Annotated in this window: 10 protein-coding genes and 2 pseudogenes; all 12 read right to left on the minus strand. The window is 67.5% G+C overall.

What is annotated here, in order from left to right:
* Positions 1-418: pseudogene (locus tag U3653_RS33040) on the minus strand (DNA-directed RNA polymerase subunit beta); the annotation flags it as partial.
* A 412-nt stretch (positions 419-830) separates the two neighbouring features.
* The gene (locus U3653_RS33045; protein ID WP_195083261.1) at positions 831-1559 is read right to left on the minus strand and encodes a hypothetical protein; all 729 of its coding nucleotides are present in this window, start codon (positions 1557-1559) and stop codon (positions 831-833) included.
* A 10-nt stretch (positions 1560-1569) separates the two neighbouring features.
* On the minus strand, positions 1570-2304 hold the full coding sequence (locus U3653_RS33050; protein WP_323124720.1) for a hypothetical protein: 735 nt from the start codon (positions 2302-2304) through the stop codon (positions 1570-1572).
* Positions 2305-2410: 106 nt separating this feature from the next.
* Entirely contained in the window at positions 2411-3652 is a 1242-nt protein-coding gene (locus U3653_RS33055; RefSeq protein WP_195083262.1) for an MCE family protein, read from the minus strand.
* On the minus strand, positions 3649-4887 hold the full coding sequence (locus U3653_RS33060; protein ID WP_195083263.1) for an MCE family protein: 1239 nt from the start codon (positions 4885-4887) through the stop codon (positions 3649-3651). The genes U3653_RS33055 and U3653_RS33060 overlap by 4 nt, the downstream gene beginning before the upstream one ends.
* A complete protein-coding gene (locus tag U3653_RS33065) occupies positions 4884-6116 on the minus strand; it encodes an MCE family protein (protein ID WP_195083273.1) in 1233 nt (410 codons plus the stop codon). Before U3653_RS33065 ends, U3653_RS33060 begins: the two co-directional genes overlap by 4 nt.
* Positions 6117-6153: 37 nt before the next feature.
* Entirely contained in the window at positions 6154-7164 is a 1011-nt protein-coding gene (locus U3653_RS33070) for an MCE family protein (RefSeq protein WP_323124721.1), read from the minus strand.
* Entirely contained in the window at positions 7164-8240 is a 1077-nt protein-coding gene (locus tag U3653_RS33075) for an MCE family protein (protein ID WP_195083264.1), read from the minus strand. The genes U3653_RS33070 and U3653_RS33075 overlap by 1 nt, the downstream gene beginning before the upstream one ends.
* The gene (locus U3653_RS33080; RefSeq protein WP_195083265.1) at positions 8237-9586 is read right to left on the minus strand and encodes an MCE family protein; all 1350 of its coding nucleotides are present in this window, start codon (positions 9584-9586) and stop codon (positions 8237-8239) included. The genes U3653_RS33075 and U3653_RS33080 overlap by 4 nt, the downstream gene beginning before the upstream one ends.
* Complete coding sequence (locus U3653_RS33085) at positions 9583-10446, minus strand: MlaE family ABC transporter permease (RefSeq protein ID WP_067811488.1); 864 nt, start codon at positions 10444-10446, stop codon at positions 9583-9585. The genes U3653_RS33080 and U3653_RS33085 overlap by 4 nt, the downstream gene beginning before the upstream one ends.
* Before the next feature lie 3 nt (positions 10447-10449).
* Entirely contained in the window at positions 10450-11244 is a 795-nt protein-coding gene (locus tag U3653_RS33090) for an MlaE family ABC transporter permease (RefSeq protein WP_051021363.1), read from the minus strand.
* An 11-nt stretch (positions 11245-11255) separates the two neighbouring features.
* A pseudogene (locus tag U3653_RS33095) lies at positions 11256-11448 on the minus strand (ABC transporter ATP-binding protein); the annotation flags it as partial.

An 11448-nucleotide genomic window follows, 5' to 3' on the forward strand; every position in this document is an offset into this window, starting at 1 on the left:
AGACCGTCTGGCTCTTGATCTCACCGGTGTTGTTGTTGATGAACTCCGCCGTCACGAACAACGGAGCCGCATACGTCATGTCCTTGTCTTTGCACTCATCGATCGAGGCCTTGACCTCCTCGAAGCGCGGGTCGGAGAAGGACAGCGACATGGAGCCGGAGAAGTCCTCGATCGGGGAGAGCTCCTCGAGCACCTCCTCGAGGCCACCGACTAGGCCGACGTCGCCGCGAGCCGCCGCGCGCTCGCGCCAATCCGGCGAACCGATCAACCAGGCGAACGATTCCGTTTGTAGGTCGAGAAGCCCGGGGACCTCCAAGGGTTCACGGATCTTCGCGAAAGACACCCGCAACGGGGCTCCGGGGATTCCGGCAACTGCCTTGGTCTGGGTGGAGACTGCCAAGATGCGTCCTTCCAGCACCTCATGCGCGTCGCGTGGTGGTCCGCGACCGTCGCTCTGTCTGCTACGAATTCCGCTGGTTACTACCCGAACGAAACTCGAACAGGCAACGACGGAAGTAACACCGGAAAGGTGAACTTACGTGTGCAAATCGAGGTATGGACAGGAGGCAGCCAGCGCAACGTCCAAACCTACACCCAAGTACACGGGGGTGTCAAAGTACCACCCGTGTGATCGTCCGCATGGCTGCCGCGCCGGGCCCGAATTCGCTGGCTGCGTCCTTCGGGCGCGGTGCGCTGGAAGCCACTGTGACAGCTGCCGCTGTTGTGAATAGCGTGACGGTTCGGGCGAAACTCGTCAAGTGGCAGCCCCGCCCGGGGCCGCCGGCGAGATCGCCTGCCGCGCTGCGTCATCCCGGCCGATGTGGTAGCCGTTACTGATCGACGATGTCGCTGGCCAGCCAGCGACCGTCCACCTTCTGCATGTGCAGGACCACGGGGCCGGAGACGCTCTGCTGCGCCACGCCGTCCTTGGTCGCGCTCACCACCAGATTGACGATCAGCTCGGCGCGATCGTCGGTGAGCAATGTCACAGCAATCGGGTCTGCTTTCGCGTCGGCACTGGTCTGGGCCTGCTTGACCGCCGAAATGGTGGTATCGGCGTACTTGTCCAGATCGGCCAGCATCTTTCCGGTGAGCACCTGCTTCGCGGCGTCCCGATAGCCGTCGATCTTCTTCACGTCGTAGGCGTAGACAGCCCGCAGGGCGTTGTCGGCGGCCGCGCGCACCTCTTGGGTGGCCTCGTTGTCCACGTAGGCCCGATTCGAGGTGTCCACTCCGGGCCGTTGCGCGGCCAGCCACGCGAAACCGCCGAGCAAGAGCGCGGCGACGAGCATGGTGGCGGTGACGCCCCAGCGCGGCCTTCCGGTCGTGCCCCGCGGACGGTCCGGGCCGCGCGAGATGATCTTGCGCCACCGTGCCGCGCCGGCAGGGCTCGGTTCGGCGCCGGTGGTCTCCGACTCCGTGGCGGGACGCGAAGCGCCCGCTACGCGCGGTTTACGGGCCGGTGCGGGCCGGTCCGCGCGGGGGGCGGTGGTCCGGCTCGATTCCGCGCTCGGCCTGCGCTTGGAGGTGACCCGGTTGACCGGTCGGCGAGACGTCATGGGTGTCCTCCTACGATCCCGGCTTCGGCGCGGCGGGCGGCTGGTCGGTCGCGGGCGGCTGCGCGGCGGGTCCGCCGCTGAGCAGCACCGGCTGGCTGAGCGAGGAGATCTGCTCGGCCTTCCAGACCCCGCCGTCCTTGGCCACGTCGACGGTCCAGGTGTAGCGGTAGTCGGCGGGCGGCTTGTCCTTGCCCTTCTCGGTCACCTGCAGCACGACCAGCGCCGATGCCTTGTCCTGCTCGCCGTTGAGCGAGGTGAGCGCGGCGCCGAGCACCTTCGAGGTCATCCCGACCCCGCTCTGCTGCGCCATCTGCTCGGCCTGGTCCTTGTTCTTCGTGGCCGAGTCCAGCAGCGCGCCGGTCATCGAGGACCGCGCCAGCGCCAGCGAGCCGGGCACGTCGTCCAGGTTCATCGAGGTCATGTTGAGCGCGGCTTGGCGCGCGGCGTCCAGAGCGGTGTCCCTGGCCTCGGCGCGCGGGCCGTCGGTGAACGCCGCCCGCACCCAGCCCGCGCCGAACCACGCGGCGCCGATCAACGCCACCACCAGCAGCAGCGCCGAACCCACGAACGCCACCCGGCTGAGCACGGACGCGCCACCGGTCCGCGCGGAGTCGCCGCCGGCCCGGTCGGCCGCCTTCCGCTCGCCGGCGTCGGTCTTCGCGGTGGACTCGTCCGCCGTAGTCGTCGCGGTGTCCGGCGCGTCCGGCGCCGCCGTATCGGACCGCTTGGTCAGATCGGCGGTCATGACAGCGCCTCGCCGTCGGTCGGCTCGGTCGCGCTCCAGGGCGACATGCCCGTGGTCCGCTCGCTCCAGTCACTCACGCGAGACACCCTAACGTCATTGCTCCTGGTCACCGCTTCGGCGTGACCCCCAGCAGGGTCGACAACTGCACGGCGACCGGAGTCAGGTTCAGCTTTTCCGGATCGGTTTTGGGGTTGGAGTCCCAGGGCTGGACGATGGCCGGATCGGCGAACTCGGCTCGCTCGCCACCCCGGACGGCGGTCGGATTACCGAATGGCACGAGACATTTGGCGTCCTTGTTGAACGGGAACTCGTCGCGCGTGTCGTCGAAGTCCGGGTTCTGCGCCTTCATCTGTTCGAGAATCCGATGCGTGCCCTCGTAGCCCACCGTACAGGCGGGCGGATTGTTGGTCTCGAGCACCAGGCCGAAATGGCTGGTGCCGTCGCCGGGCGCGGTGGATGAGCCGCCGATCGACAGCTGCGGGAGCATCTGCAGCAGCGGCTTGATCGCGTAGAACTTCGGCGAGATCGCCTGCAACAGCAGTCGCAGGTTGGACAGATCCTGGGTGAGCGGGCCGCCGCTCTGCTCGAGCAGCGCGCCGATCTGCTCGCCCGCGTCGGTTCCGGTGCCGATGAGCCTGCGCACGTCGGGGTCGCTGGAACGCAACTGGGCGGTGAGCTTGTCCAAGCCGTCGCTGAATTCGCGGATCGCCGCGGACTGCTCGGCCTGCGTGCCGAGGGCGACGCGGCCGTCGCGAACCAGCTGGATGGTCTGCGGCAGCGTCGCGTGGAAGGTCTCGGTGAATTTGTTCAGCGAGTCGATCAGCACTTGCAGGTCGTCGCCCTTGCCGTCGAACGCCTTGCCCAGTTCGCGCACCGTCGTGTTGAGCGCGTTCAGGTCCACCGAGCTCGCGAAGGTGTCCACGCTGGACACCAGCTCCTCCACCGACACCGGCAGGGTCGCCGAGGTGATCACGGAGTTGTCCCGCAGGTACGGGCCCGCGTCCGAATCGGGCTGCAGGTCCACGTACTGCTCACCGATCGCCGACCGGTTGGCCACCACGGCTTTCGCCGAGGCCGGGATCTTCGGCGCGCTCGCGTCGATGACGAGGTTCATCACCACGCCATCGCCGGTGAGCTCCAGCTCACCGACCCGGCCGACCGCGACGCCGCGGTAGGTCACCTCGGCGCCCTTGTAGATGCCGCCGGTCTGCGCCGCGCGCAGCTTCACCGTGTACTGGTTGAGCCCGAACATGTGGTCGAGCCGGATGTATTTGCCGCCGACGTACACGACGCCGAGCACCGCGATGACCACGAACGCGATGAGCTGCCACCGCACCAGACGTGTCATCGCGGACCACTCCCTACGCCGAGTTGCTCGAGGATCGCCCCGACCGGACCTGGCACACCGGGCGCGGGCGGCTGCGCCATCAGCGGCGGCAGCGGCAGGATCGACACCGTCGGCCAGCCCGGACGCGGGCCGTTGCCGTTGTAGTACGGGTTGGTCGGGTTCACCGGAACGGGCGGGCCGACCGGCGGGATGTACACCGGGTCCGGTTTGCCCACACCCAAGTTGCTGAGCGTGACACCGATCTGCTGATCGACCGACAACCACGTGTTCACGCTGCCGCCGAAGGTGCTCTCCAGCGCCGAGTCGGGGAACGGGTAGGTCGGGATCAGCGGAACCGCGGACACCAGATCCGGCGCCGACCGGCCCAGTTCCTGCAGCGTCGGCCGCAGCGAGGTCAGGTCGCGGATGAGGTCGTCCTTCGCGGTGTTCAGCACGTCGAAGCCCGCTTCGCCGAGCCGGTCCAGCTGCGCGAGCAGGGCGACCAGTTGCGGACGCTGCTCTTCCAGGATCTTGATGCCCTTGGGCAGCTCGTCGAGGATCTTGCCGATCTGATCGGTCTGCTTGCTCACCCTGGCGCTGAGCACGTCGAGGCCGTCGAGCGCGCGGGTGATGTCGTCCACCTGCTGATTCAGGCCGTCGATCAGCGTGTTCGCCTGCTCGATCAGCGAGCGAACGCGGTCCTCGCGGCCGCCGATGGTCTTGTTCAGCTCGGTGACGATCGGCTGCAACTGCGCGACGCCGCCGCCGTTGAGCAGCAGCGACAACGCGCCGAGCACCTGCTCGACCTCGGTGGCGTGCCGGGTGCGGTCGACCGGGATGACCGAGCCGTCGGCCAGCCTGCTCGGCTCCGGGTCGGCGGCGGGCTTGGAGAGCTCGATGAACTTCTCGCCGAGCAGGTTCGACTGCCTGACCTCGGCCCGCGCGTTGGCGGGCAGGTTCACCGACGAGTTGACCACGGTGCGCACCGTCGCGGTCCACTGGTCCTTGCCGATGCTGATCTTCTCGACCCGGCCGACCGGCACACCCTCGACCTTCACCGCCGACTGCGGCACGAGATCGAGGACGTCGTCGAACTGGATGTCGATGTGCATCGGGTGCTCGCCCACGTCGGCGCCGCCGGGCAGCGGCACGCTGTAGATGCCGTCGGAGGCGCACGAGGTGATCAGCGCACCGGTCAGGCCGAGTGCCAGCGCCGCGCCGAGACCGCGTGCGAGCGAACGGATTCGAGTGCTCATCGCGCCCCTCCCTGCGACGGCGGAAGCCGGTCCGACGGCGTGCCGGGCACTGTACCCGGCACCGGGTCGCGCTGCTGGTTCTCGCCGCTGAGGATGCCGAACGGCAGGTTCAGCGTCGGGGTCTGCACCCCGGCGGTGATCTGGTCGGTGATCTCCTTGCAGTGGTCGAGGATCGGCCGCATCTGCCTGCCGAGCGCCTCGAACTTGGGATCGCCCGGCATCAGCTTGGACAGATCGAGCATCTTGCACACCACGCCGAACGGGTCCTGCAGTTCGGGGAAGTTCGCGCGCATGTCCAGGGTGCCCGATTCGGCGTTGTGCACGTTGATCAGGTTGCTCAGCGCCACCGGCAGGACCGGAAGCAAGGCGGCCACGTCGTCGCGCTGGTCCGACAGCGTCTTGGTGAGCTGGATCAGCTTTTCGGCGTTGTCCGCGATCAGGCCCCGGTTGTCGTCGATGAAGCGGGCGACGTCGCCCAGCGCGATCGACAGCAGGTTCAGCGCCGCGCCGAGATCCTGCCGCTCGTCGGCGAGGAACGTCGACAGATCGGCCAGCTGGGTGTTGAACTGCCGGACCTGCTGGTCGTTCTGGGCCAGCATGGTGATGAAGGCCTGCAGGTTCTTCACCGTGTCGAAGATGTCGCCGCGCGCGTCCGACAGGTAGCGGACCGCCCGCGACAGCTGGGTGAGGCTGTTGGCCAGCGCCTCGCCGTTGCCCGCCAAGTTCGCCGCACCGGTGCGCACCAGGTCGTTCACCGCCCCGTCGGCGTTGGCGCCGTTCGGCCCGAGCGCGTCGGACAGTTCGGTGATGCTCTTGTACAGCTGGTCGACTTCCACCGGCGTCGCCGTGCGCTCCCGCGGAATGGTCGCGTCGCGCGCCATCTTCGGGCCGCCGGTGTACACCGGGGTGAGCTGGATGTAGCGGTCCGACACGATCGACGGCGTGATCTGGGCGGCTCGCGCGTCCGCGGGGACGTCGTACTTGCGGTCCACGCTCATCACGATCTTGACCTGATCGCCCTGCGGCTCCACCGAATCCACCGAGCCGACCGGCACGCCGAGGATGCGCACGTCCGAACCCTCGTAGATGCCGACCGAGCGGTCGAAGTAGGCGGTGATCTTGGTCGTGGACAGCCGGTCGAACAGCCACCACAGCACCACCGCCACCAGCACGGCGAGCACGACGATCAGCGCGATGCCGACCTTGGCGCCGCGGCTGGAGCCGCGCACCGCACCGACCGGATCGCTACGCCAGTTGTCCGCCACGTCAGTTACCTCCCAAAGTGCGGATCGGCTGACGGTAGCCGGGGATTTCGGGCAGCGCGGGCGGCAACACGTTGACGATCACCGCGTCGAACCAGCGCCCGGTGCCGAGCACGCTGGCGTACAGGCTGTAGAACGGCGCCGCGAGTTCCAGCGTCTTGGAGACGTTCTGCTGGTTGTCGTTGAGCAGATCGATGGCGGCGCGCAGGTTACGCAGCGCGGGACCGATCTGCTCCTCGTTGTCGTGCACGAGCGCGCTCAGCTCCGCGGAGACCGTCTTGGCGCCCGAGAGCAACTGCTTGATCGACTGCTGCCGGACGTTCAGTTCGGCGAGCAACTGCCCGCCGTTGGCGAGCAGCCGCTCGAACTCCGCGTTGCGGTCGGCGAGGATCTTGGTGGTCTGCCTGGTCGCGGCGAACAGCTTCTTCAACTCCTGATCGCGCTTGGCCAGCGTCTCCGACAGCCGGGCGACGCCGTCGATGGAGCCGCGGATCTCCGGCGGCGTCGTCTCGAAGGCCTCCGACAGCACCTGCATGCTCTTGGCCAGCTGGGCGGTGTCGATCTGATCGATCGTGCGCGCGGCATCGGTGAACGCGTCCACCACGTCGTACGGAGACACCGTGCGCGAGAGCGGGATCCGGGAGCTGGGATCGGCCGGTTTCGAGCCTCGCGGATCGAGTGCGAGGTACTTCTGGCCGAGCAGCGTCTTGATCTGGATGGACGCGGTGGTCTCGTTGCCGATCCAGGTGTCCTTGGTGCGGAAGTCCACGAGCACGCGGTCACCGTCGAGCCGCACGTCGGACACCGAACCGACCTTGACGCCCGCCACCCGGACCTCGTTGCCCTTCTTCAGGCCCGCCGCCTCGCGGAATTCCGCGGTGTACTTGGTCCCCGCGCCGATGATCGGCAGCTGATCCAGGAAGAACGCCGACATCGTCACCAGCAGCACCACGGCGATGCCGAGCGCGCCGAGGAACGCCGGGCTGCGCTTGCCGAGCAGAATGCGGTCCTCCATCAGCGGGCCTTCCCGTGGCAGCGCGGCGCGGCGTTGGTGTATATCGGCTGGTTGATCGTCGGCAGGCCCGCGGGCAGGTTGAGCTGCGGCGCGTCGACCGCGCCCGGCCCCACGACGATGTCGATGCCGCACAGATAGAACTGGAACCAGGAGCCGTAACTGGCGGCGCGGCCGAGCTTCTCCATCTTCAGCGGCAGGTTGGTCAGCGCTTCGTTCACCTCGTCCTGGCGCTCGTCGAGCGTGCCGGTCAGCTGGCTCAGACCAGCGATCGACCCTTGCAGCGTCGGGCGCACCGGGACGAGCAGGTCCGAGGTCGCCGAGGTCAGGTCGGCCAGCGAGGTCACCGAGCGGCCGATCGTGTCCCGGTCGGCGTTCAGGCCGCTGATCAGCGCCTCGGTGTTCACGATCAACTGATCGAACTGGTCGTCGCGCTGGTTGACGGTGTCGAGCACGGCGGTCAGATTGCGGGTCAGCTCACCGATCACGGCGTCCTTGTCGGCGATCTTGTTGGTCAGGTTCGCCGTGGTCGCGACCAGATCGTGGATGGTGCCCTGCTCGCCCTGGAAGACCTGGATGATCTCGAAGGAGAGCTTGTTCACGTCCTCGGCGGTCAGCGTGCGGAACAGCGGACGGAAGCCGTTGAACAGCGTGGTCAGATTGAGCGCGGGCCTGGTGCGCTCCAGCGGGATGGTGCCGCCCTCGTTGAGCTTCTTGCCCTGCTCCCCGGTCCCCTGTTCCAGCGCGATGTAGCGCTGGCCGACCAGGTTGCGGTACCTGATCGTCGCGGTGGTCGACGCGGGCAGCCAGTCCCGGTCGGTGAGCTCGAATTTCACCTCGGCCAGACGCTTGTCGACGATGGACACATCGGTCACCTTGCCGACTCGCACGCCGGCGATGCGGACCTCGTCACCGGGGTTGAGCGAGGTGACGTCGGTGAACCTGGCCTTGAACTTCGTCCCGCCGCCGCTGTAGTTGGCGATCGACAGCGCGAGCACCGTGGTCACGAACAAGGTCACCAGGACGAAGATGATCAACTTGGTCAGCGGCCCGCCGAGGCCGCGCAGTTGCTGCTTCATCGCACGCTCACCTCGCTTCCGCGGAACGCGGGCGCGCCTGCCCTGGTCACCCAGCCGGGCACCTGATCAGGGGCGACGCCGTTGGCCGCGCCGTAGATCGCGCCGAGGGACTGCCGCTCCATCGGGGAACCGGCGATCGTCGGCATCTTGCTCGCCGGGTGGACGCCGAACTGCGGCGGCTCCAGATGACCGATCTCCTGGTCACCCGGGTTGCGGCTCGGGACGGCGTAGGAGCCGTCGTTGTTCGGCCCTCCGGTGTACTGGCCGGGATCGACGCCCAACGGCATCTCGGGGATGCACCACGGCCCCCTGGTGTCCAGCCAGCGCGGTTCGTCCTGGTTGGGCAGGTACTTGCCGCGGGTGTTGGTCAGTTCGATGGTCACTCGGGAACCCGGGGTGTCGGTGCCCTTGCCGAAGATCCGGTCGATGCGCGGCTTCAGCTGCGCGAAGTTCGCCAGCGAGCAGGCGTAGTTGGGCGAGTAGTAGGCCAACTGCTCGAGCGCGGGGCGGGAGTCGGCGGCCACGTCGATGATGTTGTCGCGGTTGGCGATCAGGAACTCGGTGGTGGTGGCCGAGGTCGGCGTCAGCGTCGCGTACAGGGCGTCGATGTCGGTGCGCCGCTGCACGATCGTGGCGTTGGTGGTGCGCAGGTTGTCCAGGGCCTGGATCAGCTGCGGCGCCGCGTCGGAGTAGGTGGCCGCCACCTCGGCGAAGCTGCGCAGATCGGCCCTCAGGTCCGGAAGCACCACGTTGACCTGGCGGAAGATGTCGTCGAGCTTGTCGACGCTCTCCCCGAGCGCGGTGCCCTGCCCGGACAGCGCCTGCGACAGCGCCCCCAGCGTGGCCGCCAGGTCCTGCGGCGGGATGGCCTGCAACAAGGGCAGCACGTCGTCGAGCAGTTTGCTCAGCTCGATGGCGTTGCCGCTGACGTCTTGGTGCAGCGTCACGCCGTCGGTCAGATGCCGCGGGCTCGGGTCCTGCGGGATCACCAGATCCACATAACGCTCGCCGAACAGCGTCTTGGGCAGCAGGCGCGCGGTCGCGTTGTCGGGAATCTGCTGCGCCTTGTCCGGGTCGATGGCCAGGTTCAAGGTCACCGCGCCGCCTTCGGAGTTGCTCGAGCGCACCTCGCCGACGGTGATGCCGCGCACCTTCACATCCGCGTTGCGGGTCAGCGCGTTGCCCACGCTGTCGGTGATCAGGTCGACGTGGACCGTCTTCACGAATTGCTTGTTGTAGATCGCGATGGTCGTCCACAGGAACAGCGCGACCACGACGAAGAACGCGATCCCCAGCACTCGAGTTCGCAGCTTCGCCGTCGAGCGCCAGGTTTGGGTGCGGCTCATCCGGCCACCCGCACCGTGGTGGTGGTGCCCCAGATCGCGAGGCTGAGGAAGAAGTCGAGCACGTTCACCAGGACGATCGCGGCCCGGACCGCGCGGCCGACCGCGACGCCGACGCCAGCGGGCCCGCCGGTGGCGTGGAACCCGTAGTAGCAGTGCACCATGATGATCACGAACGCGAAGACCAGCACCTTGAGGAACGAATAGAGCACGTCCTCCGGTGGCAGGAACAAACTGAAGTAATGGTCGTAGGACCCGCTGGATTGCCCGTTGAACCAGATGCTGATCGTCCGCGACGCGATGAACGTGCCGAGCAACCCGACGATGTAGAGCGGGATCACCGCGAGGAATCCGGCGATCACGCGGCTGGTCACCAGGAACGGCACGCCGGGCACCGCCATCACCTCGAGCGCGTCGATCTCCTCGGAGATCCGCATGGCGCCCAGCTGCGCGGTGAAACCGCAACCGACCGTCGCCGAGAGCGCGAGCGCGGCGACCAGCGGCGCGATCTCACGGGTGTTGATGTAGGCGGTGAGGAAGCCGGTGAGCACCGAGCTGCCGAGCGCGTCCAGCGCCTTGAAGCCCTGCAGGCCGACGACGACGCCGACCGAGCCGGACATGAACACGATGACACCGATGGTGCCGCCGATCACCGCCAGCGCGCCGGTGCCGAAGGTGACCTCGGCCAGCAGCCGCATGACTTCCTTGCGGTAGTGCACCGCGGTTCGCGGGATCCAGGCGATGGCCCGCGTGTAGAACGACATCTGCTCGCCGGCGCGATCGATGACGTTGAGCGGCATCCGAGCGACTTCACCAACCCGGCGCAGGGACTTGGCGACCGGGGTCCGGTACGAGGTGGCCATCCGTCAGGCACCCTTGGCCGGGACGACCTGTAGGTACACCATGGTCAGGATGAGATTCACGAAGAACAGCACCATGAACGTGATCACCACGGATTGGTTCACCGCGTCACCGACTCCTTTCGGGCCCCCTTTGGGATGCAGCCCCTTGTACGCGGCGATGACGCCGGCGAGCAGACCGAATATCGCCGCCTTGATCTCACCGATCCACAGGTCGGGCAGCTGGGCGAGGGCGGAGAACGACGCCAGGTAAGCGCCGGGGGTACCGCCCTGCAACAGGACGTTGAAGAAGTACCCACCCGCGATGCCGACCACCGAAACCAGGCCGTTGAGCAGCAGCGCGACCAGCATCATGCCGAGCACGCGCGGCACCACCAGCTTGCGCACCGGATCGATGCCGAGCACTTCCATCGCGTCGATTTCCTCGCGGATGGTGCGCGAGCCGAGATCGGCGGCCACCGCCGACCCGGCCGCGCCGGCGATGATCAGGGCCGTCACGACCGGAGCCGCCTGCTGGACGGTTGCCAGCACACTGGTAGCGCCCGTGAAGGATTCCGCGCCGAGCTGTTTGATCAGCGAGCCGGTCTGCAATGCCACGACCGCGCCGAACGGAATCGCGACGAGCGCGCTGGGCAGGATCGAGACACTCGCGATGAACCACGACTGCTCGATGAACTCCCGCCACTCGAAGGGGCGGCGGAATGTCTTCCGCAAAACGTCGAGGAGCAGCGCAAAGATGTTGCCGGCCTGGGCAAACCCCGACTCCAGGGGAGTTCGCAATCGCGCCAGGGTCGAATTCACGATCGCAGATGTTACCCGTTAGTTGTGTTGCGTCGCACGGTGGTGTCGAACGCACCACCCTGATAATTAGCCAGATCGCCGCTGTTGTAGGCCATCACCTGCGTATCGTCGTTGTCGGCAAGTGATTCCCGGATCGCGACCTGCGCGGCATGCGGCAACGTGTGCATGATCTCGCGCACCCGCTCCTTCCGCCGCAACACCGCC

Source organism: Nocardia implantans (assembly GCF_035544775.1).
GTDB classification, from domain to species: domain Bacteria; phylum Actinomycetota; class Actinomycetes; order Mycobacteriales; family Mycobacteriaceae; genus Nocardia; species Nocardia implantans.

Excerpts from the sequence above, each read along its gene's own strand:
- U3653_RS33045 (WP_195083261.1), bottom strand. The coding sequence starts at position 1,559 with ATGACGTCTCGCCGACCGGTCAACCGGGTCACCTCCAAGCGCAGGCCG.
- U3653_RS33050 (WP_323124720.1), bottom strand. The coding sequence starts at position 2,304 with ATGACCGCCGATCTGACCAAGCGGTCCGATACGGCGGCGCCGGACGCG.
- U3653_RS33055 (WP_195083262.1), bottom strand. The coding sequence starts at position 3,652 with ATGACACGTCTGGTGCGGTGGCAGCTCATCGCGTTCGTGGTCATCGCG.
- U3653_RS33060 (WP_195083263.1), bottom strand. The coding sequence starts at position 4,887 with ATGAGCACTCGAATCCGTTCGCTCGCACGCGGTCTCGGCGCGGCGCTG.
- U3653_RS33070 (WP_323124721.1), bottom strand. The coding sequence starts at position 7,164 with ATGGAGGACCGCATTCTGCTCGGCAAGCGCAGCCCGGCGTTCCTCGGC.
- U3653_RS33075 (WP_195083264.1), bottom strand. The coding sequence starts at position 8,240 with ATGAAGCAGCAACTGCGCGGCCTCGGCGGGCCGCTGACCAAGTTGATC.
- U3653_RS33080 (WP_195083265.1), bottom strand. The coding sequence starts at position 9,586 with ATGAGCCGCACCCAAACCTGGCGCTCGACGGCGAAGCTGCGAACTCGA.
- U3653_RS33085 (WP_067811488.1), bottom strand. The coding sequence starts at position 10,446 with ATGGCCACCTCGTACCGGACCCCGGTCGCCAAGTCCCTGCGCCGGGTT.